We start from the raw sequence: 24,402 nt of genomic DNA on the forward strand, positions 1-24,402 counted from the left end.
CATGGCTTATAAAGATTTCTATCATCTAATGTTGGAGTATTTTTCCCACCCCGTCGAGCTGATCACTGGATCAAGGAATGTTCCTTTCACTCTCTACACTGAAGAGCAAAAGCTGTTTGTTCGAAATGGAAAAGATAATATTAGCCGTATCGATCCCAAAGAGGTTGCAGCATTTGTTGAGCGGTTTGAAGAAGCTGAAAGTTTGTTAGCGAAAGACTACCAGGATGTGACTTTCAAAGCCTCCTATCTTCTGGCTGCGATGAAATATATTACTGATCGTAATGCCTCCGTTGTGCGATTTCACAGTGAAGAACTCGATAACAGCGAAGTGCAATATAAAAACTGGCTGAATGCAAACCCTGAAGGCTATGTTTTAAATTTGCGTAAAAGAAGTGAAATAAGCGGTGAGATGGATCCTTCAAATTCAACTTTCCTGCATTCTGCCGGTTGCTCTTCAGTAAATAATGAACGTAGTTACACTCACTCTGAGCCATTCACGGGTAATGAATACTTTAAGATTTGCTCAGCAAATTTTTATGCGCTCGAGCAAGAAGCCATGAGAATAACAAAGCTTAGTATTGTGAAACGGCATTCTTGTTTAAAGAGTCACATTCGTTAATATGAGGTATTATGACATCTGAAATCATCCCTGTATCGCAACACATCGAACTGCGCGCCGTTGAAGAGCGCTACGCCGCCGAACTGCACAACCTCGTCGTCAAAAACAGAGCTTTTCTGCAAACCGCCTTTGACTGGGCGCAGCACGTGGGCAGCGAAGAAGATACCCGCCGTAACGTGCAGAGTAACCAGATGCTGCACCAGCGCGGCTACGCCAAAATGTTTTTGATCTTTAAGGATGATGGGCTGGTCGGCGTGCTGTCGTTTAACACGATTGAACCGGCCAACAAAGCCGGGTACATCGGCTACTGGCTGGATGAAGCGCATCAAGGGCAGGGGATCCTCTCTCAGTCATTGCAGGCGTTTACGCGTTACTACGCTGAACGCGGTGAAATCCGTCGTTTTGTGATTAAGTGTCGGGTCGCGAATCAGCACAGCAACAATGTTGCCCTGCGCAACGGTTTTACGCTGGAAGGTTGCCTGCGGGAAGCGGAATTCCTCAATGGTCATTTCGACGATGTGAACATCTACGGCAAGATTTATACGCTATAGCGCGCCCAGCAGGGGCGTGCGGGTAATGCGCTGGTTGCCATTAATGACCTTTTCGCCGCGCAGATGAATATTCTCACCGGCAAACGCTTCAATCACCGCATCGTCGGTGATTTCAACCCGGTGCTCAATCAGCACATCGCCGCTGATCCTCGCCCGTCCCTGAATCACGACTTTATCATCCAGCATGATCGGCCCACCGCGTAGCCATGCCTGTCCCCCAATCAGAACGTGGTGTTTAATGATGCAGTTTCCTTCTACCACCGCATCCTCCGCGACCTGAGAGCTGTAGCGCACCGTCGGAATGGCATCGTCGTCAAAACCGGCAATCACGCGGGCATTGCCATAGATCTTTGCGCAGTCGCACACCCAGACGTTATTGAGATCGTTGCCTTGAAGGATTGCGTTGTCGAATATTTCGGCGCGGTGCTCAATAAAGGCATCATTCACCATCGCATCGCCGTAGATTTGCGCCTGATGCACAATGCGTGACTGGCTGACCGTCGCGTTATCGTAGATTTGCAGGATCTGTTCATGGTCCGGCGTCAGGCCTTTGGCGGCAATAACGACGCTGTTGTGAAGCACGCGGGCATTGCCATAAATATGACATTCACCCCGAACACAGGAGTGCTGAATGGTGACGTTGTCACTTATTCGTGCTCCATGACTGACTTCGGCCTCGTCCAGCCAGCTATTGTCGCCGATATGCGCTTCGTGGCTGATGATGCAAGGCAGGGTAAGCCGCGCGTTGCCGGATACGGTGGCACCGGCGAACACCACGCTGTTTTCGTCGTAGATCCAACAGTCACCGTCTTGTGCGAGGGCGCGCTCATCGTCAATCCATCCACCTTTCGTACCTATCGTCACGTCGTTAAACTCCGCCGTGGCGATAATCTGCCGTAATGTGGTCGAGTGGGTTGTTTCGCCATTTTTCCATTGCCAAAGGCGTGTATCGTCGCTCAGGCGATATTTGTTCATCTTGATCTCTCTGATAACCGTCTTAACTAAACGTAGCAAATATTTCGGTTTTCGAACGGTTGGCAACCAGACGGTAAACGCCTTAAAATGGCATTCAAAATGCACTTTAAATTTATGCAGGATCAGGAAAAAATAATGACCGTCGATGAGAATTACTTCACAGAGAAATATGGCTTAACCCGAACGCATTCCGAGGTGCTGTTCAGTGCAGAAAGAGTTAAACCGGGTAAAACGCTGGATCTGGGCTGTGGAAATGGCCGTAACAGTCTCTACCTTGCTGCTAACGGTCACGAGGTGACGGCCTGGGATAAAAACCCGATGAGCATTGATAATATCGAGCGCATCAAGGCGGAAGAAGGGATCGACAACCTCCACACGGCGATAAAAGATCTCAACACCCTGAGTTTCGACGGTGAATACGATTTTATTTTGTCCACCGTCGTGCTGATGTTCCTGGATGCAAAAACCATCCCCGGTCTTATCGCCAATATGCAGCGCTGCACTACACCAGGCGGCCACAACCTGATTGTCGCCGCCATGGATACGACTGATTATCCGTGTACCGTCGGCTTCCCGTTTGCGTTTAGAACGGGCGAACTGAGCAACTACTATGAAGGCTGGGAGTTGCTCAAATACAACGAAGACGTTGGTGAACTGCACCGCACCGATGAAAACGGCAATCGCATTAAGCTGCGCTTTGCCACCATGCTGGCGCGTAAACCCACTTAACGGGCGGCCAGCAGGCAGAGTTGCAGGGCTGTCTGGTAAGAGGCCTCGAACGACGACAGCGGCAGAAATTCAAACTTCGAGTGGAAGTTATGCGCGCCGGTGAAGAAGTTTGGCGTAAGTAGCCCTTTTGCCGAGAGTGCCGCACCGTCTGTGCCGCCGCGCATCGGCGTCGGTTTCGGCGTGATGCCGAGCGATTCCATCGCTTCAAACATCAGGTCGATGGCGCGCCTGTCTTCACCAATCGCATTGCTGATATTGCTGTAGGTATCTTCAATGCGATAGTCCACGTTGGCCGTTGGATGTTGGGCGGCTATCAGCGCGGCAACGTCGGCAATCTGCTGCTTGCGGGCGGCAAAGCTGTCCTTGTCAAAATCGCGGATATTCGCTTTGAGGATGGCCTCGTTTTGCCCCGCCTGAATACCGTTAAACCAGATATAGCCCTCACGACCTTCGGTACACTCGGGCGTTTGCTGGCGGTCAAAATGGTTGATGTAATCGGTCGCCATCAGCAGGGGGTTCACCAGCACGCCTTTGGCGGACATGGGGTGTGCCGTTACGCCGGTAAAGCGGATTTCCGCGGCTGCCGCATTAAAATTCTCGTAGACAATTTCACCCAGCTCGCAGCAGTCAATGGTCCAGGCAAAATCAACATCGAAGCGTTTCAGATCGAGCGCCTTCGCGCCGCACAGGCCGATTTCTTCATCCGGGACAAATGCGACCACAATGTCGCCGTGTTGATGCTCCGCGGTCAGGTTTTCCAGCACGGTCATGACTACGGTAACGGCTGATTTATTGTCTGCGCCCAAAACGCTGGTTCCGTCACTGAAAATAATCTCCTCATCCGGATAGGCCAGAATTTCCGGATGCTCTTTTACGCGTAACCAAATGTCTTTGTCTTTATTCAGGCAGAGGTCTTCACCTGTAAATGTTAATATCTGCGGATGAATATCCGGTGATAATCCCACGTCGACGGTATCAATATGGGTAATAAAACCAATACGCGGCGCACCGGCTACGTTACCTTTTTTCACCGCGGTCACCGTGGCGAATTCATCAATCACAATGTCGTCTAACCCCAGCTGTGCCAGCTCCTGAGCAAGCTCCCGCGCCATGTTGTGTTGGCCTGGCGTAGAGGGCAGAGTTTTTACTCTGGCATCGCTCTGGCTGGTGATGGAGAGATAGCGAAAAAAGCGGTGCGTTAATTGTCTGGAAAGTGGCGAGCCCATAGTGATTTATTCCTTATTTATTTTTCAGGTGTTTGCCACTTCACTTTAATGTTATTTATGAAATGGCAAAAGAATTAATTAGCCGTCGAATTAAAAAGACAGGAATAAATGATGAAAAGCAAACTCACAATCTTAACGCTTGCTCTTGCGGCGCTCACCGTCAGTTCCACTGTCGCTGCGAAAACGCTCGTGTATTGTTCCGAAGGATCGCCGGAAAACTTTAATCCTCAGTTATACACGTCGGGCACCAGCGTGGATGCCAGTGCTGTACCTGTTTATAACCGGCTGGTCGATTTCAAACCTGGCACCACGGAGCTGGTACCCAGTCTGGCAGAGAGCTGGGAGGTGAGCGACGACGGTAAAGTCTATACCTTCCATCTGCGCAAGGGGGTGAAATTCCAGAGCAATAAATTGTTCACACCGACCCGGGACTTTAACGCCGATGACGTCATCTTCTCGTTTATGCGGCAGAAAGATGTGAATCATCCTTACCATAACGTCTCTAACGGCAGCTATTCCAATTTCGAAAGTCTGGAGTTTGGCAGTCTGATAACCGCCATTGATAAAGTCGATGATCACACCGTGCGCTTTACGCTGGCACACCCGGAGGCGCCGTTTGTCGCGGATCTGGCATGGTATTTTGCCTCGATCCTCTCTGCGGAGTATGCCGACGCGATGCTGAAAGCGGGGACACCAGAGAAGGTGGATATGGAGCCGATTGGCACCGGGCCGTTTAAGCTCACACAGTATCAGAAGGACTCCCGCATCCTTTTCACCGCGTTTGCAGACTACTGGCAGGGTAAATCGAAACTCGATCGGCTGGTGTTTACCATCACGCCGGATGCTTCAGTACGTTTTGCCAAAATCGAAAAGAACGAATGTCAGGTGATGCCGTTCCCGAACCCAGCCGATCTGCCGCGTATGAAGGCGAACAAAGACATCAACCTGATGAGCAAGGCAGGGCTGAACACTGGTTTTCTGGCGTTTAACACCCAAAAGCCACCGCTGGATAACGTGAAGGTTCGCCAGGCGCTGGCCATCGCCATCAACAAATCAGCCATTATTGACGCGGTGTTCCATGGCACGGGGACCGCCGCGAAGAACCTGCTGCCGCCAGGGGTATGGAGCGCCGACAGTGAACTTAAGGATTACGATTACGATCCGGAAAAGGCAAAAGCGCTGCTGAAGGAAGCAGGTTTTGCAAACGGGGTGAACATTGATTTGTGGGCAATGCCGGTGCAGCGTCCGTACAACCCGAATGCGAAACGTATGGCCGAAATGATTCAGGCCGACTGGGCGAAAGTGGGCGTACAAACTCACATTGTCACCTATGAATGGGGTGAATACCTCAAGCGCGTGAAGGGCGGGGAGCATCAGGCTGCGCTGATGGGTTGGACGACCGCAACGGGCGATCCGGACAACTTCTTTGGTCCGCTATTTACCTGCACCTCTGCAAATGGCGGTTCGAACTCGGCGAAGTGGTGCTATAAGCCGTTTGATAAAATTATTGCGGAGGCAAAATCAATAACCGACCACGATAAACGTGTGGCGCTGTATAAAGAGGCTCAGCAGATGATGCATGACCAGATGCCAGCGGTGATGATTGCGCATTCAACCATTTTCGAACCGGTGCGCAAAGAGGTGACGGGTTATGAAATTGACCCGTTTGGTAAACATCTGTTCTGGCAACTGGATATACATCAGTAATTTTTCACTGCCCGGCACGCATCCGGGCAGTCTTTTTGCAATTTGTGCTCCCGACATCATTTTTTGTCACAACAAACCCTCCAGTCCTTTGCTATAACTTCAAATGCATACTTGCAGATAACATGGAAAACCATCATGCGTACTCAAACTTTTTTAAAAGTTGCAGTGCTTACTGGTCTGTTGGCTTTGGCGGGCTGTTCATCAAAAGTGGCCGCTCCCGAACAATACTCAGGCTTTTTAAAAGACTATTCTGGTTTAAAGGAAACAACTTCTGCAACGGGTAAACCGACCTTACGTTGGGTTGATCCGTCATATAACGAAGCTAATTATGACAATATTGTCTGGAACCCGATTACTTATTATCCGGCTCCAAAACCAACCACGCAGATTGGTCAAAAAACACTGGATGAGCTGCTGAGTTATACCAACAACAAAATGAAAACCTCGATTGGTCAGCGTAAACCGATCGTTACCACACCAGGGCCGCGTAGCCTGATCTTCCGTGGTGCGATTACCGGTGTAACCTCTAAGCAAGAAGGTTTGCAGTTCTATGAAGTGGTGCCAGTGGCACTGGTTGTTGCAGGTACGCAAATGGCGACCGGTCACCGCACAATGGATACCCACCTTTACTTTGAAGGTGAGTTGATTGATGCAAAAACCGGTAAACCTGTTATTAAAGTGGTTCGTAAAGGCGAAGGTAAAGAGCTGACGAACAAAAATACCCCAATGGGCTTTGCAACCCTGAAACAGGTTGTTGATGACATGGCGACCGATGCCACCATGTTTGACGTGAAAAAGACCATGAAATAACCAGGAAAGGCCTGCATTGCGCAGGCCTTATTTATTTACGCTGTTCGTAAGCGCCTGATCCAGGTTTCGGGTTTAGTAAACATCACCATATTCCCTCCCAGAATCAGCAACAATCCGACGATACCGTTAATATGCCACACGTAACCTTCATAAACCGTTGAGATGGAGAGGGCGACCAGCGGGAAGAGCAGCGTACTGTAGGCCGCTTTGCCTGGGCCGATACGCCCTACCAACGTAAAGTAAGCACCGAAAGCAATCACCGAACCAAACAAAGCCAGATAGAGCAGCGCGCCAATGTAGCTCACCGTCCATTCCGGGGTGAAACTGTCGCCTCTGAAAAGGGCAATGCAGCCCATCACCAGTGTGCCATACAGCATCGCCCAGGCGTTGGTAGTCATGGTTTCAAGGCCTTTGCGCTGATGGCGCATGCTGATCATATTGCCCAGCGAGAAACCGTAGGTACCGAGTGCGGAGAGACCAATACCCATCAGGAGTGACGCGCTCCAGCCACTGGCCAGAAGATCGTCCCAGAAGAGGGTGATAATGCCAATCAACCCCAGAGCCGCAGCGGTCCAGAACCGCGCTGGTGGGCGTTGGCCGAAGAAAATAAAGCTGTTGATGGCGTTATAGAGCACCGCCATTGAGAAAATCACCGATTCCAGCCCGGTGTTGATGTGCGAGGCCGCGGTATAAAAACACCAGAAGTTAAAGCAAAAAACGCAGCATCCCTGAAGTATGCAAAACAGATGATCCCGCAGCGCCAGTTTGCGTAGTCTACGCAGGGCGAGTAACACCACCATCATCGTGAGGCTGGCAACCGCGAAGCGCCAGAAAATGGATACGGGGGCCGCCACGGAACCCTGCTGCAGGAAAATCGCGATCCAGGTGGTTCCCCAGATAATTACCACCAGTCCGTATAATAATGCGTTCATACTTTTCTCTTCTCAAACCACGGAAGTGGGCAGTATGGCGCGCTGAGCCGCAAGGGGCTTGCACTGCCTTGCGGTAGACTTGCAAATTCTTGCGCTTTTTTCTTTTATGGGGACTGGCAACCGGCGGCAACAATTCTTAGACTAATATTCTGATCAATAACACGCTAACGGTTATGTCTCACGCTTACGATACCTTTGAAACGCTGCGCCAACAGAATGCAGTCCTGCGGGAAACTGTCTCGCTGAACTCGGGTATTCAGCTGGCAGCGTGGTACAACAAGCACGATACGATAACGGTAAAAAGCAATCATCATACCCTTAGCCTGTACGTGGCTGACGGTTACGAAAGTTATCAAAAAACGCCGGGCGGCTGGAAAAATGGCGGTGGTCCGGATCGTTTCTGTTTGATGCCCAAAGAGAGCGAATCAACGTGGGATATCCGGGATGACCTGTCGTTTGTGCATCTCTACTGCACCGATGAACATCTGCGCGACGTGGGAGAAAAAATCTGGGACAAGCGGCCACTTTCGCTGACCCTGGACGAGCATATTTTCGGCAGTGACCCGAAGATAACCGCGTTGTACCGTCAGTTTTTACTTGGCTGCGACTGGCAGCAGCACGCTAACCAGCTCACCCTGAGCACGGCCTCTACGCTGCTGTTAACCCATCTGCTGCAAAACTACTCGAACGTTCAGTGGAAGCTGCCTGTCGTCACGGGCGGGTTATCCCCGTTCGTGTTGCGTAACGTGCTGGCCTTTATCGAAGAGAACCTGGGGCAGCCCCTGATGCTGGCAGAACTGGCTGCACAGGCCTCTCTCAGCGAATACCATTTTGCCCGCATGTTCCGCCAGTCGACGGGCCTGGCGCCGCATCAGTACGTGATGCAGCGCAGAATGGAAAAGGCGAAAGCGCTGGTACAACACACGGCGACGCCGCTGACGGACATCGCGCTTGCCTGTGGATTTAACTCCGCCAGCCACTTCAGTAACCGCTTTCGCAGCGTGACGGGAATGACGCCTTCTCAGCTACGCGCGGCGAGTGCGTGATAACAGGGCATAGCACACACCGCCCAGAACCAGTCCCCAGAATGCCGAACCAATGCCCAGGAGCGTCACACCGCTCGCGGTCATCAGGAATGTGACTATCGCTGCGTCACGTTCCGCTTCGTGATTCAGCGCCTGATACAGACTTCCGCTGATGGTGCCGAGTAACGCCAGACCCGCCAGCGTCTGGATCCAACTGAGCGGTAGCGCCGTCATGATTGCAGTAATAGAACCACCGAAAATACCGGCTAACAGATAAAATCCCCCGGCCGCGATGGCTGCCAGCCAGCGTTTACCTGCATCCGGGTGCGCATCCGGGCTCTGACAAATGGCGGCGGTAATCGCCGCGATACAGATGGAAAAGACGCCAAAGGGCGAAAACAGCAGTGCCAGCCCGCCCGTAAAGATGATGAGCGGCGAAACCGCCAGCGGGTAGCCGGAGGCTTTCATCGTGGCGAATCCCGGGGCATTTTGAGAGGCCATGGTCACCAGGAAGAAAGGGATACCCACGCTCACCAGGCTGGTGAAGGTGAAGGATGGCGCAATAAACTCCGGCATAACAAGGGAAAGGGTGAATTTATCCGTGACAACGTCACCACTTACCCAGGCCACGATGCCGCCTGCCAGAAGCGTAACCACAATGGCATAGCGGGGGGCCAGCGCTTTTGCCATTAGCCACGCGGCAATCATGCTGCCGCACAGCAGAAAGTGCCCCTCCAGATGGGCAAACGCATGCAGCCCAAACTGCAAAAGCACCCCTGCCAGCATGGCAGCGGCAAGCGAATGGGGGATCAACTTCATCAACCTGGCGAATAACCCGGTGATGCCGCAGAGTAAAATGATCGCATTGGCAAAGATGAATACGCCGATCGTTTCAGCCAGCGTGACACCTTGCAGGCTGGTCGCGAGCAGCGCTGCACCGGGTGTTGACCAGGCGGTGAGTACCGGCGCTTTATACCACCATGAAAGCGCCAGCGTGCTGACTCCCATCCCAATCCCGAGTGCCGTCATCCAGCCCGCAATCTGTTGCGCATTTGCGCCGGCTGCCGCTGCGGCTTGCCAGATGATGGCAGCAGAACTGGCGTAGCCGACCAGGACGGCGACAAAACCCGCCAGAACGGCTGGAACAAGGTGTGTTGAAGAAGCGCGCATGAAAACTCCGCTGTGCGTTATAACGTCCGGGGTAAGGTAGCACTGTGCGCTATAGCGTACAAGTGGTATGCTGATCATGACCAGGAGGGCACATGGACATCACACAACATCTTGCAACCACACTGAAAACACTGCGCCAGGATCGCGGCTGGAGTTTGTCGAAGCTGGCAGAAGATACGGGGGTTTCAAAAGCGATGCTCGGGCAAATCGAGCGCAATGAATCCAGCCCGACGGTATCAACACTGTGGAAAATCGCCACCGGGCTGAACGTACCGTTTTCCACCTTTATCACCCCAGAGGCGGACAAGCAGGCTGTTTTTGACCCGCAGCAGCAGGCCATGGTGGTAAAACCGCTGTTCCCGTGGGATGAGACGCTGAAGTTTGATCATTTCTCCATTACTCTGGCACCCGGCGCGCTAAGCGAGTCAACGCCCCATGAAACGGGGGTGATTGAGCATGTGGTGGTGATAAGCGGCGAGCTGGAGATGCAACTGGAGGGTGAGTGGCAGACAATTCCTGCCGATTCAGGCATCCGTTTTGCCGGGGACAAACCGCACGCGTACCGTAACAGCAGCGACCGGACGGTGCATTTTCACTCCCTAATCCATTATCCCCGCTGACGCTACGCAAAACTGTTTCGCTGTCGCATACTTCTGACTACAATAGCCGCCATTTTGACCATAACGGATAACGACGAAGTATGCGCCTGCAATCCCATCATCTTGAACTTTTAAGCCCGGCCCGCGACGCCGCCATTGCCCGTGAAGCGATCCTTCACGGTGCAGATGCCGTCTACATTGGCGGTCCTGGCTTTGGTGCCCGCCATAACGCCAGCAACAGTCTGCAGGATATTGCTGAACTGGTACCGTTCGCCCACCGTTTCGGGGCGAAAGTGTTCGTGACCCTGAACACCATTCTTCATGATGATGAGCTGGAACCTGCGCAACGTCTGATCACCGATCTCTACCAGACCGGGGTCGATGCCCTGATCGTTCAGGATATGGGCGTTCTTGAGCTGGATATCCCACCTATTGAACTGCACGCCAGCACCCAGTGCGATATCCGCACCGTTGAGAAAGCCAAATTCCTCTCCGACGTCGGTTTTTCGCAGATCGTTCTGGCGCGTGAACTGAACCTGAACCAGATCCGTGATATCCACCAGGCGACAGACGCGACGATTGAGTTCTTTATCCACGGCGCGTTGTGCGTGGCTTATTCCGGCCAGTGCAATATTTCTCACGCCCAGACCGGGCGCAGCGCTAACCGCGGCGATTGCTCTCAGGCTTGTCGCCTGCCGTATACCCTGAAAGACGATCAGGGTCGCGTCGTGGCGTTTGAAAAGCACCTGCTTTCCATGAAGGATAACGATCAGACCGCCAACCTCGGCGCGCTGATTGATGCAGGCGTGCGCTCCTTCAAGATTGAAGGGCGGTATAAAGATATGAGCTACGTGAAGAACATCACCGCGCACTATCGCCAGATGCTGGATGCCATTATTGAAGATCGTGGTGACCTGGCACGCGCGTCAGCCGGTCGTACCGAACATTTCTTTATTCCGTCGACCGATAAAACCTTCCATCGTGGCAGTACCGACTATTTCGTGAACGCCCGTAAAGGTGACATCGGCGCGTTTGATTCGCCGAAATTTATCGGCTTGCCGGTCGGTGAAGTTCTGAAAGTGGCGAAGGATCATCTGGACGTGGAGGTCACGGAGCCGCTGGCGAACGGCGATGGCCTGAACGTGATGATTAAGCGTGAAGTCGTAGGCTTCCGTGCCAATACGGTTGAAAAAACCGGAGAAAATCGCTATCGCGTGTGGCCGAATGAAATGCCTGCCGATCTCTACAAAGCGCGACCGAACGCGGCGCTAAACCGTAACCTGGATCATAACTGGCAGCAGGCGCTGCTGAAAACCTCCAGCGAGCGTCGCATCGCGGTGGATATTGAACTGGGAGGCTGGGAAGAGCAGCTGATTTTGACCATGACCTGCGAAGATGGCATCAGCGTGACGCATACGCTTGATGGCCAATTTGAGGTCGCCAACAATGCGGAAAAAGCGCTAAACAACCTGAAAGAAGGTGTGGCGAAGCTGGGGCAGACGATTTACTACGCGCGTAATATTGAGGTGAATCTGTCGGACGCACTGTTCGTGCCGAACAGCCTGCTTAACCAGTTCCGTCGGGAAACCTCGGAGATGCTGGATGCGGCTCGTCTGGCTCACTATCCGCGCGGTAGCCGTAAAGCTGAAGCTGTTCCAGCGCCCGTTTACCCGGATACGCATTTGTCGTTCCTGGCTAACGTCTACAACCATAAAGCACGTGAATTTTATCATCGTCACGGCGTGCAGCTGATCGACGCGGCCTATGAAGCACATGAAGAGAAGGGGGATGTGCCGGTGATGATCACCAAGCACTGTCTCCGTTTTGCGTTTAACCTGTGTCCTAAGCAGGCGAAAGGGAACATCAAGAGCTGGAAGGCCACACCTATGCAACTGGTGAATGGTGACGAAGTGCTTACCCTGAAATTTGACTGCCGTCCTTGCGAAATGCATGTAATTGGTAAGATGAAAAACCATATTTTCAAAATGCCAGCGCCGGGGAGTGTCGTAGCCTCAGTAAGCCCGGACGAACTTATGAAAACCCTGCCTAAACGCAAAGGTAATTAACGAAAGTGTGTATCCGGTTTGCGCGATTTTTGCCACAGGTGGTGTTCGCGCAAACCTTCCGCTGATTCTTCTGCTTCACTTCGCAACTCATCGCTGTCAGCTTCATGCCGAAGCTGATGCCCAACATTTTTTACCCATAAATACTCATGACCTTTGTGCCCGGCCATCAGCTGGCCTGAAAACAGAGCGCAAATCAGCATTATGAGTGTTAACCCTTTTTTTATCATGTGTTCACCGCGAAATGACAGAGCAGGAATATCATGCCTGTTATTTCATGGTGTTATTATTCAAAAGTTCAAATTATCGCAAAGAGAATGTCAAATATTGTCGGAATGAAAGACGGCCAGGAAACATCTTAAAAATCATCTGATATATTGCAAACCGCCATTTTTGGTACATAACTGGACAGTTACTTTAAAGATTATTCCTATATAATAGCGAGTCTATGGCTAAGGAATGGGTCCTGATTAATGAAAAAAATGATAACGTTTGGGATTGTAGCGGCTGCTGTTGTGGCTGCTGCTGGGTTTCACTACGCTGGTGACAACGAACCGGAATATATTAAGTCCGCACAAACACGTGTTGGTTCATATTTAACCAGCGATTATGGCCGTGTTGCCTGCAATAGCACCAAAGTGAACGATCAACATTGGGAATTAGACTGCACCAATCAGTTGCGGGGAAAAACATTTCAGTTTGCCGTGTATCCTTCTGATAAAGCGCCTTATAGCGTCGCGCGTTCGTTTTATCTGGAAGCAATGAATGATGACGCAAAATTGAGCGCTGAACAGGGGCTGATGCGTTATTTGCAAATCAATATCAAAGCGGGTTAATAGGGCTGTTTACCTCTCGTTAAGATAAAAGGTGTTAGGTTGTAATGGATCCGCTGCCCGGCCATGGAGTGTCGGGACGTAGAGCATAAAATACAAATCTATCCATGCAAGCATTTACCGCCAGATAATGGCGGTTTTTTTTTACATGTCGTCATGATGTTTGCCGCGGTTTATGATTTCAGCCGATAGTGCGACTGCACCAGACCTGAAGGGAAGCTGTGGCTTGATACCAGTGTCAAATCAATATCCTGGTGCAGGCTTCCGAACAAAGACTTTCCTGAACCAAGCAGAACAGGGACGGTCGTGATAACCATATCCGCGACCAGCCCTTCACGCAGGAACGACTGTATCACCTGTCCGCCATCGAGATAGACGCGATGGACGTTCTGCGCCGCCAGGTCATCGAGCACCTCTGTTGGTGTGCGATGAGAGAACTGTACTTTGCCCTTCAGGGCCTCCGGCACGGGAGTATTCGCCAGCTGTCGGGAGAGTACCAGCACGGGCCGGTCATAAGGCCATGTGTCAAAGGACAATACCTTCTCATAGCTCCCTCGTCCCATTACGATCCACTCTTTGTCCGCGATGAACGCTTCATAGCCATGATCTTCTGTCGGGTCATCGCGCTGCAAAAGCCAGTCGATATCGTCATTCTCTCGGGCGATATAGCCATCAAGACTGACCGCGATAAAAACGTGTGTGGTGATCATCAGGTGCTCCGTATTTCAACACAACCAAAAGAGTGATGCCTCAGCGGGCAGTACCTGAACCTGAAAATTGCTTGCGATACTGTGCCGGGGAAAGTGCAAACTGCTGGCGAAAATGATGGCGCAACGTCGATGCCTGACCAAATCCAGTTTGTTCTGCAATACTGTCGATACTTAAACGGCTGCTTTCAAGATAATCTTTTGCCCGCATCAGGCGTTCATTGATCAACCAACGCGCTGGGGTCATTCCTGTCGCTGCCTCGAAGCGACGAAGGAAAGTACGCTGGCTCATGCCCACCCGACGCGCCAGCGAATCGACGCTATGAGGCTCGACAAGATGATTGTGCAGGAAATCAAAAAGCTGGCCCAGGCGCTGGCTTTCCCGCAACTGCGCGACCGGGCGACTCAGCTGTTGCGGTTGTGAGCCATCCCTGTGAGGGGGAATGACCAGCCGACGCGCAACGCTATTGGCCGTTTCCATTCCATAATCCCGTCGTACAACGTGCAGGCAAAGATCAATTCCTGCCGCACTGCCTGCGGAGGTAAGAATATCTCCCTCATCCTGATAGAGCACATCCTCGACCACCTGGATGTCAGGGTAACGGGCTTTAAGCGCGTCAAGATAGCGCCAGTGCGTCGTGGCTTTACGTCCGTTCAGCAACCCCGATGCCGCCAGCACAAAGACCCCCGAACAGATGGACAGCAACTGGCAGCCTCGCGCGCTGGCCTGGCGTAATGCCTCACAAAGTGTGTCCGGGACTGGTGAATCCAGGCCTCTCCAGCCAGGAATCACGATCAGATCGGCAGATTCAAGCAGGCTTAAATCGCCGTCGGTTATTATACGGATCCCACCGGTTGCCCGAAGTTCACCGCTATCAATACCCGCCACCGCAAAACGATACCATTCGTCCCCCAGTTCAGGACGCGGCAGACCAAAGATCTCCACCGCCACGCCAAACTCAAAGGTACACAGACCGTCATACGCCAGTACAACCACCAGCGGCCGCGTTATCTGTCTTAAGTTTGTCATCTTTTTGCTGTTCTCTGGCATACGCGCGGGCATTCACGGGCTGAATTTGTGGATAGAGTAGTGTTAACACAAACGCCAAAGATGAGGAAGTATCATGAGTTATGTTACTGAATTTCCGGCTGCGGAACCGCAGGAAGCTGTCACCCATTTTCTACGCCGCCTGAGCGTCGAAACCGACTGTGCTGATGTGCATCATGCCATCGTCAACCAGGAGCAAGATTTTGTGCTGCTGCACGTAGTGGGGAGTCCGGAGCAGTTTGCACGCCGTCATGTGCCTGGTGCTTTGCACCTGCCGCGTAGCCAGATTACTCCTGAGCGCATGGCGCAATGGCCTGAAGGCACGCTTTTCGTTGTCTACTGCGCAGGGCCGCACTGTAACGGTGCGGACAGAGCGGCGCTCAAGCTGGCACGTCTCGGGCTGCCGGTCAAAATCATGCTCGGGGGGATCACCGGCTGGGAAGATGAAAAGTTCGCCTTTGCCAGCAGCGAAACCGCTACCGCGCTGTGAAGATGAATTTTATTCAACACCCGTGAAATTTTCTCGTTTGCCGGAATATGACAGATATGACATCTTTTTTGGACATTTAGACATCCAGAAGTCCAAGTGTTCAAATAATGAATTATCACTTCTGGCAATTATCGCCGGCAGACTGAGGAGAATTCCATGCAACGACAACACGCCCCGTATCGCGCCGATGTAGTAGGCAGTTTTTTACGTCCGGACACCATCAAACAGGCCCGCCTGAAATTTGCCAGCGGCGAAATTGATGCCGGAGAACTTCGCGCGGTGGAGGATGAGGCGATCCGCCATGTTGTCGAGCAGCAGTGCGCATGTGGGCTCCATGTGGTCACCGACGGCGAGTTTCGCCGCGCCTGGTGGCATTTCGATTTCTTCGACGGTCTGCAGGGCGTTGAGCGTTACGATTCACAGCAGGGTATTCAATTTAACGGGGTACAAACCAAAGCCCATGGCGTGCGCGTCATCGGCAAGCTGGGCTTTGGCGAGCATCCGATGCTGGAAGATTTTCGTTATCTGAAAAGCATCAGCGGCAACGCTCAGCCGAAGATGACCATTCCCAGCCCGAGCGTGCTCCATTTCCGCGGAGGCCGTAAAGACATTGATGCGACGGTTTACCCGGATCTGAATGACTATTTTAACGACCTGGCGACCACCTGGCGTGATGCCATCCGCGCATTCTACGATGCAGGCTGCCGTTATCTGCAGCTGGATGACACCGTCTGGGCGTATCTCTGTTCTGACGATCAGCGCCGTCAGATCCGCGAACGCGGCGATGATGCCGATGAACTGGCGCGTATCTATGCCCGCGTGCTAAACAAGGCGCTGGAAGGGAAACCGGACGATCTGACCATCGGGCTGCACGTCTGTCGCGGGAATTTCCGTTCAACCTGGATTTCCGAAGGCGGCTACGAGCCGGTGGCGGAAGTGCTGTTTGGCACGGTCAACGTTGATGCCTTCTTCCTTGAGTATGACAACGACCGCAGCGGGGATTTTGCACCCCTGCGCTTTGTTCGCCCGGGCAAGCAGCAGGTGGTGCTGGGCCTTATCACCACTAAAAACGGCGAACTTGAAAACCCGGAAGGGGTAAAGGCACGTCTGGAGGAGGCGGCAAAATACGTGGCGAAAGCGCAAATTTGCCTCAGCCCACAGTGTGGTTTTGCCTCCACGGAAGAGGGCAACACGCTAAGTGAAAACCAGCAGTGGGATAAAGTGCGTCTGGTGACGCAGATCGCCAGCGAAGTCTGGTAAACCCTTCGTTCCCGGCGCTGCATTATAAAAGTGCAGCGCTGTGCCATTCTGAGTCGTTCTCTTTACATCCTGCTTTCACTTTCCCTGCAATCGCGCTTTTTCCATTCTGGCATCCTTTTTGCTCCTGCTTAGCTGGCACATTTTTTTCCGCGTCCACGCCGTAACGGACGTCTTCGCACAGCGTTCTTTTTCAGGAGTGAAAATATGCACCGTCGTACCTTATTGAAAGCCTTCGCGTTGTCAGCTTCTGTTGTTGCTATGGGAATGAGTTTTGGCGTGCAAGCGGCCGATACCATCAAAGTGGGCATCATGCATTCTTTGTCCGGCACGATGGCTATCTCCGAGACCCCGCTGAAAGATGTTGCGCTGATGACGATCGATGAGATCAACGCCAAAGGGGGCGTACTGGGTAAAAAGCTGGAACCGGTAGTGGTTGACCCGGCGTCGAACTGGCCGCTGTTTGCTGAGAAAGCTCGCCAGCTGTTAAGCCAGGATAAAGTCGCGGTCGTGTTCGGTTGCTGGACATCGGTGTCGCGTAAATCGGTTCTGCCGGTGTTTGAAGAACTGAACGGCCTGCTGTTCTATCCGGTGCAATATGAAGGCGAGGAGATGTCACCGAACGTCTTCTATACCGGCGCGGCACCGAACCAGCAGGCGATCCCGGCGGTGGAATACCTGATGAGTGAAGACGGCGGTGGGGCAAAACGCTTCTTCCTGTTAGGTACCGATTACGTTTACCCCCGTACGACCAACAAGATCCTGCGTGCCTTCCTGCATTCGAAAGGTGTCGAGGATAAGGATATCGAAGAGGTTTACACCCCGTTTGGTCACAGCGACTACCAGACTATTGTTGCCAACATTAAGAAATTCTCCGCAGGCGGTAAAACCGCCGTGGTATCGACCATCAACGGAGACTCCAACGTACCGTTCTACAAAGAGCTGGCCAATCAGGGTCTGAAAGCGACCGACGTGCCGGTAGTGGCATTCTCCGTGGGTGAAGAAGAGCTGCGCGGGATCGACACCAAACCGCTGGTCGGCAACCTGGCTGCGTGGAACTACTTTGAGTCTGTGGATAACCCGACCAACCAGGCGTTCGTGGCGGATTACAAAGCCTATGCAAAAGCGCACAAGCTGCCGAATGCCGACACCGTGGTCACGAATGACCCGATGGAAGCCACCTACGTGGGCATCCATATGTGGGCACAGGCGGTGGAAAAAGCCGGTTCTACCGATGTAGATAAAGTGCGCGCGGCGATGGCAGGCCAGTCATTTAAAGCCCCTTCAGGTTTTACGCTCACCATGGATGCCACCAACCATCACCTGCATAAGCCGGTCATGATCGGTGAAATTGAAGGGAACGGTCAGTTTAACGTGGTGTGGCAGACTGAACAGCCGGTACGTGCCCAGCCGTGGAGCCCGTTCATTGCCGGGAATGACAAAAAGTCCGATCAGCCGATGAAAACCGCCAGCAACTGAGCCATTACAGCAGGGAGATAATCCATGAGCGTCATGCGCACGATCGTCGCTATTGTGTGGCTTGCCGGTCTGCTGCCAGGGATGGCGCAGGCATCGGATGCCGATCGTTTTGTTGCCGCCAGTCGCAGCCAGCAGGCTGACCTGTTGACGCAGTGGGCCGCAGCGCCGGATGCCGCAAGGTTGCCGCTGCTTCAGGCACTGCAAGATGAAAACCTCTACACCGACAGCCAAAAGCACGCGTTTGTGCAACGTAATGGCGACATCAAGCCGCTGGGGGAAACCAAAACTGCAGAGGGGCCAACCAAAGCCGTGCGTCTGACCAACCGGCTGCGGGTGCTTGCCGCAACAGCCATTGCTACACATCAGGTTGTGAGTGACAGTGTCACTGAAAGACGTGCTGCGGCTCGCCAGCTTCAGCGTGACGCTCAGCCCGGCATGCTCGGTTTCCTGCAAACGCGGGTTGTGAGTGAAACCGATGATGTGGCGCGCCAGGCGCTGCTGCTTGCAGTGGCGAATCTTCAGCTTGCAAGTCCGCAGGCAGAGGTGCGCCGCAAGGCAGTCGAGCTGTTAGGTCAGTCCGACGATCCGGATGTGCAGTCAAAGCTAACACCGTTTGCGCAGGTACAGACAGAGCCTGATGCTGGCGTTCGCGCTGCCGCAGAAGAGAGCCTTAGCCAGATTAAGCATCGCCTGATGTGGGGCGATCTGCTGGGACAGGCGTTTATGGGACTCTCTCTGGGATCGGTGCTGCTGCTGGCCGCGCTGGGTCTTGCTATCACCTACGGTTTGCTGGGGGTAATCAATATGGCCCACGGTGAGATGCTAATGCTCGGGGCGTACGCTACATGGATGGTGCAGCAGGTGATGGCCGGGCTTGCTCCCCAGTGGCTGGCGCTCTATCCGATTATCGCGTTGCCGGTGGCGTTCTGCCTGACGGCGGGCATCGGGATGGTGCTGGAGCGTACCGTGATCCGTCACCTGTACGGTCGTCCGCTGGAAACGCTGCTGGCAACCTGGGGCATCAGCCTGATGCTCATCCAGCTGGTGCGCATGACCTTTGGCGCACAGAATCTGGAGGTGGCAAACCCGGCATGGTTGTCTGGCGGCGTGCAGGTCTTTGCTAACCTGACGTTGCCGTGGAACCGCATAGTGGTGCTGGGATTCGTGCTGCTGGTGCTGTTCTTCACCTGGCTGATTCTGAATAAAACCCGTCTGGGGCTTAACGTGCGTGCGGTGACACAAAACCGCAGCATGGCTGCCTGTTGTGGGGTGCCGACGGGGCGTGTCGATATGCTGGCGTTCGGGCTTGGCTCAGGCATTGCCGGGTTAGGCGGCGTGGCGTTATCTCAGCTTGGGAACGTCGGGCCAGAGCTGGGTCAGGGCTATATCATCGACTCTTTCCTCGTGGTCGTTCTCGGTGGCGTAGGCCAGCTGGCAGGCAGCGTGGCCGCAGCCTTTGGTCTTGGGATCTTTAATAAAATCCTTGAGCCGCAGATGGGGGCGGTACTGGGCAAGATTCTGATTCTGGTGGCGATCATTCTGTTTATTCAGAAACGACCGCAGGGGTTGTTTGCACTGAAAGGGAGGGTTATTGACTGATGAGCCAGCCACTCACCTTAACGCTGGCGCGTAAAGCGCCACGAACCATTCAGATTGTCGGCAGCCTGCTGGTGGCGTGTCTGCTGATATTGCCGTTTTTTGCCTTACTCCCTGCTACGCATCCGCTGGCGTTATCAACCTGGATGCTGACGCTTATCGGTAAGATCCTCTGCTACGCCATCGTTGCGGTGGCGCTGGATCTGGTGTGGGGCTATGCCGGAATGTTGTCCCTTGGGCACGGTATTTTCTTCGCGCTGGGTGGCTATGCGATGGGCATGTACCTGATGCGCCAGGCCGCAGGTGACGGTTTGCCCGCGTTTATGTCGTTTCTCTCCTGGACCGAAATGCCGTGGTTCTGGTGGGGAACCCAGTACTTTGCCTGGACGCTGGTACTGATTGTCATGGTGCCTGGCCTGCTGGCGCTGGTGTTTGGCTGGTTTGCCTTCCGCTCGAAGATCAAAGGGGTCTACTTCTCAATTATGACCCAGGCGCTGACCTATGCGGGGATGTTGCTGTTCTTTCGCAACGAAACCGGTTTTGGCGGTAATAACGGCTTTACCGGTTTCACCACGTTGCTGGGGTTTTCGGTGACGGAAACGACCACGCGTATTGCGCTGTTTCTGGCGACCGTATTGTTGCTGCTCCTGGCGTTAGGCACCGGATTTGCACTGGCGAAGAGCAAGTTTGGCCGTATTTTGACTGCCGTACGGGATGCCGAAAACCGCCTGACGTTTTGCGGGTACGATCCTCGCGGGTTCAAGCTGCTGGTGTGGACACTTTCTGCAGTGCTGTGTGGCCTTGCAGGGGCACTCTACGTTCCGCAGGTGGGCATTATCAACCCAGGAGAGATGTCGCCGACAAACTCGATAGAAGCGGCAATCTGGGTAGCGCTGGGCGGACGTGGCACGTTGGTGGGGCCGGTGATAGGCGCTGCGCTGGTGAATGGGGCAAAGAGTGTTTTCACGGTCGCGATGCCGGAATACTGGCAACTGTTTCTCGGGATGATTTTTATCGCCGTGACCCTGTTTTTACCACGCGGCGTTTACGGTCTGTTTCGTAAGGGAGAGAAGTAATGCAGCCAGCTGAAGGATTATTCACCCGCCAGTTACCTGGCGATCGCTACCGTGAGCAGACTGACCCTGTGCTGCAACTGGAAAAGATCAACGTTAACTTTGATGGATTTCAGGCATTGACGGATCTCACATTGAACATCGGCGTGGGCGAGTTGCGCTGCGTGATTGGTCCCAATGGTGCAGGTAAAACCACGCTGATGGATGTCATCACTGGCAAAACACGGCCGAAAAGCGGCAAAGCGATTTATGACCAGTCTATTGACCTGACGCTGCTTGAGCCCGCCGCCATTGCCCGTCAGGGGATTGGCCGAAAATTCCAGAAACCGACGGTATTTGAAGCGCTAACGGTGTGGGAAAACCTTGAGATTGCCATGAAAACCGATAAATCCGTGTGGGCGAGCCTGCGGGCAAAACTCAACGGTAAACAACGCGACCGGATTGATGAAATGCTGGTTTTGCTGCGGCTGAGTAGTGAACGTGACCGCCTGGCCGGGCTACTTTCGCACGGGCAAAAACAGTTCCTCGAGATCGGCATGCTGTTGGTCCAGGATCCGCATCTGTTGTTGCTGGATGAGCCGGCGGCCGGGATGACCGATGCGGAAACCGAATATACCGCTGAGTTGTTCAAAACGCTGGCGGGCAAGCATTCTCTGATGGTGGTGGAGCACGATATGGGCTTTGTAGAAACCATTGCCGATCACGTGACGGTACTGCACCAGGGGCGCGTGCTGGCGGAGGGATCGCTTCGCGAGGTGCAGGCCAATGAGCAGGTGATTGAAGTCTATCTGGGACGCTAAGGAGCGGTGATGTTACAGGTTAACGAACTGAATCAATATTATGGCGGCAGCCATATTCTGCGCGGCGTGAGCTTTGAAGCCATCACTGGCGAAGTCACCTGCCTGCTGGGGCGTAACGGCGTCGGGAAAACTACGCTGCTGAAGTGCCTTATGGGTCTGATCCCGGCGAAAACCGGGGAGGTGATTTGGCAGGGCAAAAAAATCACCTATAGCAAGCCGCACCAGCGGGTGCAGTCTGGCGTGGCGTATGTCCCGCAGGGGCGTGAAATTTTCCCTCGCTTAACCGTTGAAGAAAATTTGCTGCTTGGCCTGTCGCGGTTTTCTGCCCGCGATGCAAAGCATGTTCCGGAAGAGATCTGGCAGTTGTTCCCGGTGCTTAAAGAGATGAAACAGCGTCGCGGGGGCGATCTCTCCGGAGGACAACAGCAACAGCTGGCGATTGGTCGAGCGCTCGCAAGCCGCCCGCAATTGTTGATCCTCGATGAACCCACCGAAGGTATACAGCCGTCTGTCATAAAAGAGATAGGTCAGGTGATCCGCACCCTGGCGGATCGGGGCGATATGGCGATCCTGCTGGTCGAGCAGTTTTATGATTTTGCCGCCGGGCTGGCTGACAGCTATCTGCTGATGTCGCGCGGCACTATCATTCAGCGCGGACGAGGTGAAAACATGGAGCAGGAGGGCGTTCGCGGCCTGGTTGCGATTTGAAATGTTATAATATAACATTCGCATTCTTATCAAACGGAATGAGGATGTTATGTTGGCTGCACATATTGGAAAATTTGCCATGACTCTGGGGGCGCTGCTGGTCAGCGGCCAGCTGTTTGCTCACTCGCACGGACATCAGATGACCGAAGCGGAACAGAAGGCGGCGAACGGCGTGTTTGAGGATAAAGACGTGAAGGACAGAGCGCTGTCTGACTGGGACGGTACCTGGCAGTCGGTCTATCCGTTCCTGCTCGATGGTTCGCTGGATCCGGTCTTTAGGCAGAAAGCGCAGAAGGATAAAAGCAAATCCTTTGATGAGGTGAAAGCCTACTACCGCACGGGATATGCGACGGACGTGGATGCCATCGGCATCGAAAATAACGTTATGGAATTTCACAAAGGTAAAGAGGTTAGCCGCTGTCATTATGATTACAGCGGCTACAAAATCCTGACCTATACATCCGGCAAAAAAGGGGTTCGCTATCTGTTTGAATGCAAAGATGCCAGCAGTCAGGCACCGAAGTTTGTCCAGTTCAGCGACCATATCATCGCGCCGAAAGCGTCTTCGCATTTCCACATTTTTATGGGTAATACCTCTCATGAGGCGCTGCTGAAAGAGATGGATAACTGGCCGACCTATTATCCGAATGAAATGTACAAAGAGCAGGTGGTGGAGGAGATGTTACACCATTGATGCTTTACGGCCGGGTAGCGGCAACGCCTTACCCGGCCTACACGTGCTACGCTACATTGGGTGACTCGCACCATGCCTTCACGCTCATCCCGCGCAAGATCATCAGCCAGGCAATCACAATGGCGACCATCATAATCACAAATAACGACCAGTGCGGCAGGTTGGTCAGGATAATACCGGTGATCATCGGGTTTGCCGCTGCGCCCAGCCAGCCCAGCGCCTGCGCGGAGAAGTAGCTTGCTTTCATTCCTGGTGGAGCGATATTGTCGATCAACATGTATTCACCCGGTGCATAGATGATTTCGCCGAGCGTAAAGATGGCGGCAGCAATACCCCAGTAAATCAGGTTTTCTCCGGAGAGCATGAAGCCGCCCAGTCCCATAATAAAAAACAGGGTCGCGAGGGTCATCAGCGGGCGAATATTGCTGGCAGAGATCTTGCGGCCCAGCGCATATTGCAGCGTCACCACCACGGCGGCGTTGACGGGCAATACCACAGCGACCACTTTTTCAGCGAAATCACTGTCTGCATGCGCGGCCAGAACATATTGCGAAATACAGCTCGCGAACGACCCGCCCACGTAGGACGCCAGCAGGCCAGAGAGCGTGTACCAGAACAGCGCGCGGTCTTTCAGCAATACTGACGGCTGCCAGGGCATTTTCTCCTCGGTGGTATCCAGTGCGACGCTTTTTTGCACGAAGAAATGGATAAATCCGAGCGGCAGTGCGGCACAGAAGGCGGCCAGCCAGAACGGCAGCTGCAGGCTGTACATCACCAGCAGGGTGCCAATGGGCGGCCCGATCGTCCAGCCAATATTCAGGAAGCTGTAGTTAAGCGAGAAGACACGCGCTTTCTGACTTGCGGTGAGCACGTCGGAGAACCAGGCCTTCAGCACCGTCGAAAAGACGGAATAGGCGCAGTTGATCAGCGCAAAGAACAGCACCACCAGCGTGACGTTATCGACCAACGGGATCGCGACAAATCCGGCAATAAAAGCCACGATCGCGATCAGCATGTAGCGTTTTTTATCAAACTTATCGGCAAGAATGCCAAACCCCAGGCTGAACACCACGCCAATAGTCAGCGCAATCGTCAGGGCATAACCAATATTCTCGACGCTCATGCTATAGACGCGCGTGAGATAAATGGTCATAAACGGCAGCGTTGCCCCCCGACCGATTGTTAACAACAATGACGATGCCAGCAGCGCTGCGGTTGAGCGCCTGAGAGATGGTTTCATATTCCTGCCCGACAATTGCTTATGCTTTTTATGTTGTGTTCTAAAAGGAGTATCACGACATAAGGGGCTTG

General features: G+C 53.3%; 25 protein-coding genes. 17 read left to right on the forward strand and 8 right to left on the reverse strand.

All coding sequences use genetic code 11. The features are described 5' to 3' along the window. Window position 1: 1 nt before the first annotated feature. Window positions 2-619 carry a hypothetical protein gene (locus tag ACLHV8_RS10195; RefSeq protein ID WP_208594748.1) on the forward strand — a complete coding sequence of 206 codons (618 nt, stop codon included), beginning with the start codon at window positions 2-4 and terminating at the stop codon, window positions 617-619. 11 nt (window positions 620-630) lie between these two features. Further along, on the forward strand, window positions 631-1,170 hold the full coding sequence (gene rimL / locus ACLHV8_RS10200; protein WP_208594747.1) for a 50S ribosomal protein L7/L12-serine acetyltransferase: 540 nt from the start codon (window positions 631-633) through the stop codon (window positions 1,168-1,170). Here rimL and ydcK read toward each other — a convergent pair. Next, window positions 1,165-2,145, reverse strand: coding sequence for a YdcK family protein (gene ydcK, locus ACLHV8_RS10205; RefSeq protein WP_208594746.1), 981 nt, complete (start codon window positions 2,143-2,145; stop codon window positions 1,165-1,167). The genes rimL and ydcK overlap by 6 nt on opposite strands. 135 nt (window positions 2,146-2,280) lie before the next feature. On the opposite strand from ydcK, the gene tehB reads away from it, so the two are divergent. After that, window positions 2,281-2,874 carry a tellurite resistance methyltransferase TehB gene (tehB, locus tag ACLHV8_RS10210; RefSeq protein ID WP_208594745.1) on the forward strand — a complete coding sequence of 198 codons (594 nt, stop codon included), beginning with the start codon at window positions 2,281-2,283 and terminating at the stop codon, window positions 2,872-2,874. Here the strand turns inward: tehB and pepT are convergent. Then, a complete protein-coding gene (gene pepT, locus ACLHV8_RS10215) occupies window positions 2,871-4,100 on the reverse strand; it encodes a peptidase T (RefSeq protein WP_049007221.1) in 1,230 nt (409 codons plus the stop codon). The genes tehB and pepT overlap by 4 nt on opposite strands. Before the next feature lie 111 nt (window positions 4,101-4,211). On the opposite strand from pepT, the gene ACLHV8_RS10220 reads away from it, so the two are divergent. Further along, entirely contained in the window at window positions 4,212-5,807 is a 1,596-nt protein-coding gene (locus tag ACLHV8_RS10220) for an ABC transporter substrate-binding protein (RefSeq protein ID WP_208594744.1), read from the forward strand. Between the two features lie 135 nt (window positions 5,808-5,942). Further along, the gene (locus ACLHV8_RS10225; protein WP_049007223.1) at window positions 5,943-6,617 is read left to right on the forward strand and encodes a DUF3313 domain-containing protein; all 675 of its coding nucleotides are present in this window, start codon (window positions 5,943-5,945) and stop codon (window positions 6,615-6,617) included. A 35-nt stretch (window positions 6,618-6,652) separates the two neighbouring features. Here the strand turns inward: ACLHV8_RS10225 and ACLHV8_RS10230 are convergent, their stop codons facing one another. Continuing rightward, entirely contained in the window at window positions 6,653-7,549 is an 897-nt protein-coding gene (locus ACLHV8_RS10230) for a DMT family transporter (protein WP_208594743.1), read from the reverse strand. 173 nt (window positions 7,550-7,722) lie between these two features. On the opposite strand from ACLHV8_RS10230, the gene ACLHV8_RS10235 reads away from it, so the two are divergent. Continuing rightward, the gene (locus tag ACLHV8_RS10235; RefSeq protein ID WP_208594742.1) at window positions 7,723-8,595 is read left to right on the forward strand and encodes a helix-turn-helix domain-containing protein; all 873 of its coding nucleotides are present in this window, start codon (window positions 7,723-7,725) and stop codon (window positions 8,593-8,595) included. Here ACLHV8_RS10235 and ACLHV8_RS10240 read toward each other — a convergent pair. Continuing rightward, window positions 8,575-9,744, reverse strand: coding sequence for a benzoate/H(+) symporter BenE family transporter (locus tag ACLHV8_RS10240; RefSeq protein WP_410376878.1), 1,170 nt, complete (start codon window positions 9,742-9,744; stop codon window positions 8,575-8,577). The genes ACLHV8_RS10235 and ACLHV8_RS10240 overlap by 21 nt on opposite strands. A 92-nt stretch (window positions 9,745-9,836) precedes the next feature. On the opposite strand from ACLHV8_RS10240, the gene ACLHV8_RS10245 reads away from it, so the two are divergent. Both ACLHV8_RS10245 and ACLHV8_RS10250 read left to right on the forward strand, forming a co-directional pair. Further along, window positions 9,837-10,364 (forward strand): helix-turn-helix domain-containing protein, encoded by a 528-nt coding sequence (locus ACLHV8_RS10245; RefSeq protein WP_208594740.1) that lies wholly within the window; start codon window positions 9,837-9,839, stop codon window positions 10,362-10,364. Between the two features lie 80 nt (window positions 10,365-10,444). Then, window positions 10,445-12,409, forward strand: a complete 1,965-nt coding sequence (locus tag ACLHV8_RS10250) for a peptidase U32 family protein (protein ID WP_128347745.1) — start codon at window positions 10,445-10,447, stop codon at window positions 12,407-12,409. Here ACLHV8_RS10250 and ACLHV8_RS10255 read toward each other — a convergent pair. Continuing rightward, the gene (locus tag ACLHV8_RS10255; RefSeq protein WP_028017444.1) at window positions 12,406-12,636 is read right to left on the reverse strand and encodes a DUF2554 family protein; all 231 of its coding nucleotides are present in this window, start codon (window positions 12,634-12,636) and stop codon (window positions 12,406-12,408) included. The two genes, ACLHV8_RS10250 and ACLHV8_RS10255, sit on opposite strands and share 4 nt — an antisense overlap. A 243-nt stretch (window positions 12,637-12,879) precedes the next feature. Here ACLHV8_RS10255 and ACLHV8_RS10260 point away from each other — a divergent pair, with 243 nt between their 5' ends. After that, window positions 12,880-13,242, forward strand: coding sequence for a hypothetical protein (locus ACLHV8_RS10260; protein ID WP_028017443.1), 363 nt, complete (start codon window positions 12,880-12,882; stop codon window positions 13,240-13,242). 170 nt (window positions 13,243-13,412) lie between these two features. Here the strand turns inward: ACLHV8_RS10260 and ACLHV8_RS10265 are convergent, their stop codons facing one another. Next, on the reverse strand, window positions 13,413-13,949 hold the full coding sequence (locus ACLHV8_RS10265) for a dihydrofolate reductase family protein (protein ID WP_028017442.1): 537 nt from the start codon (window positions 13,947-13,949) through the stop codon (window positions 13,413-13,415). A gap of 40 nt (window positions 13,950-13,989) precedes the next feature. Next, window positions 13,990-14,997 carry a transcriptional regulator FtrA gene (ftrA, locus tag ACLHV8_RS10270; protein WP_208594739.1) on the reverse strand — a complete coding sequence of 336 codons (1,008 nt, stop codon included), beginning with the start codon at window positions 14,995-14,997 and terminating at the stop codon, window positions 13,990-13,992. A gap of 73 nt (window positions 14,998-15,070) precedes the next feature. Here ftrA and ACLHV8_RS10275 point away from each other — a divergent pair, with 73 nt between their 5' ends. The 8 genes from ACLHV8_RS10275 to zinT all read left to right on the forward strand — a co-directional run bounded on the left by ACLHV8_RS10275 (window position 15,071) and on the right by zinT (window position 23,091). After that, the gene (locus ACLHV8_RS10275) at window positions 15,071-15,484 is read left to right on the forward strand and encodes a rhodanese-like domain-containing protein (RefSeq protein WP_108089934.1); all 414 of its coding nucleotides are present in this window, start codon (window positions 15,071-15,073) and stop codon (window positions 15,482-15,484) included. Between the two features lie 156 nt (window positions 15,485-15,640). Then, window positions 15,641-16,744, forward strand: coding sequence for a cobalamin-independent methionine synthase II family protein (locus tag ACLHV8_RS10280; RefSeq protein ID WP_208594738.1), 1,104 nt, complete (start codon window positions 15,641-15,643; stop codon window positions 16,742-16,744). 204 nt (window positions 16,745-16,948) lie between these two features. Beyond that, the gene (urtA, locus tag ACLHV8_RS10285; RefSeq protein ID WP_208594737.1) at window positions 16,949-18,220 is read left to right on the forward strand and encodes an urea ABC transporter substrate-binding protein; all 1,272 of its coding nucleotides are present in this window, start codon (window positions 16,949-16,951) and stop codon (window positions 18,218-18,220) included. A gap of 24 nt (window positions 18,221-18,244) precedes the next feature. After that, window positions 18,245-19,819, forward strand: a complete 1,575-nt coding sequence (gene urtB / locus ACLHV8_RS10290) for an urea ABC transporter permease subunit UrtB (protein ID WP_410376879.1) — start codon at window positions 18,245-18,247, stop codon at window positions 19,817-19,819. After that, entirely contained in the window at window positions 19,819-20,892 is a 1,074-nt protein-coding gene (gene urtC / locus ACLHV8_RS10295; protein ID WP_028017436.1) for an urea ABC transporter permease subunit UrtC, read from the forward strand. The genes urtB and urtC overlap by 1 nt, the downstream gene beginning before the upstream one ends. Further along, window positions 20,892-21,689 carry an urea ABC transporter ATP-binding protein UrtD gene (gene urtD / locus ACLHV8_RS10300; RefSeq protein WP_208594735.1) on the forward strand — a complete coding sequence of 266 codons (798 nt, stop codon included), beginning with the start codon at window positions 20,892-20,894 and terminating at the stop codon, window positions 21,687-21,689. Before urtC ends, urtD begins: the two co-directional genes overlap by 1 nt. A gap of 9 nt (window positions 21,690-21,698) precedes the next feature. Next, window positions 21,699-22,397 (forward strand): urea ABC transporter ATP-binding subunit UrtE, encoded by a 699-nt coding sequence (gene urtE / locus ACLHV8_RS10305; RefSeq protein ID WP_049007235.1) that lies wholly within the window; start codon window positions 21,699-21,701, stop codon window positions 22,395-22,397. 52 nt (window positions 22,398-22,449) lie between these two features. Further along, on the forward strand, window positions 22,450-23,091 hold the full coding sequence (gene zinT, locus ACLHV8_RS10310; RefSeq protein WP_208594766.1) for a metal-binding protein ZinT: 642 nt from the start codon (window positions 22,450-22,452) through the stop codon (window positions 23,089-23,091). Between the two features lie 46 nt (window positions 23,092-23,137). Here zinT and ydeE read toward each other — a convergent pair whose 3' ends face one another. Beyond that, a complete protein-coding gene (gene ydeE / locus ACLHV8_RS10315) occupies window positions 23,138-24,331 on the reverse strand; it encodes an efflux MFS transporter YdeE (RefSeq protein ID WP_108089930.1) in 1,194 nt (397 codons plus the stop codon). Window positions 24,332-24,402: the final 71 nt, after the last annotated feature.

Origin of the sequence: Enterobacter sp. CPE_E863, from assembly GCF_046521465.1 — a bacterium.
In the GTDB taxonomy this organism is placed as follows: Bacteria; Pseudomonadota; Gammaproteobacteria; order Enterobacterales; family Enterobacteriaceae; genus Enterobacter; species Enterobacter adelaidei.